Source organism: Streptomyces botrytidirepellens (assembly GCF_003721215.1).
GTDB classification, from domain to species: Bacteria; Actinomycetota; Actinomycetes; order Streptomycetales; family Streptomycetaceae; genus Streptomyces; species Streptomyces himastatinicus.
In genome coordinates, this window is record NZ_RIBZ01000356.1 from 1 (window position 1) to 561 (window position 561).

The following is a 561-nucleotide window of genomic DNA, read 5'->3' on the forward strand; positions in this document are numbered from 1 at the left end:
GACCGGCGTCATCCACGCCGCGGGCGCCCTCGACGACGCGATGCTCCCCGCGCAGTCCCCGGAGCGGCTGGCGCGGGTGTGGGCGGCCAAGGCCACTGCCGCGGCCAATCTGCACGCGGCGACGGCACATCTGCGCCTCGGCATGTTCGTCATGTTCTCCTCCTTCGCCTCCGATCTGGGCACGCCCAGCCAGGCCAATTACGCGGCGGCCAACGCCTTCTGCGACGCGCTCGCGTCCCACCGCCAGGCCGCCGGTCGGCCAGGGCTGTCGGTGGCCTGGGGGCTGTGGGCGGCCACCAGCGGCCTCACCGCGCGGCTGGACACCGCCAACCTGGCCAGGATCGGCCGCCTGGGGATCACGGCCAACACCACCGAAGAGGGGCTGGCCCTGCTGGACGCGGCGTACCGCCACGGCCGCCCCCATCTGCTGGCGCTCAAGCTGGACGCCCGGGCCCTGGCCGCCCAGGACACCGCCACCCTGCCCACCCCGCTCCGGGCGCTCGCGGCCACCGGCGGCAGCGGCCGTGGAAGGCCGACCGCGGCGGCCGGTGGCCGGCCGAC

General features: G+C 76.5%; 1 protein-coding gene. It reads left to right on the forward strand.

All coding sequences use genetic code 11. From position 1 onward, the window contains the following. Positions 1-561, forward strand: a 561-nt coding sequence (locus EEJ42_RS30955) for a KR domain-containing protein (RefSeq protein WP_123105181.1), incomplete at both ends; no start/stop codon positions are given.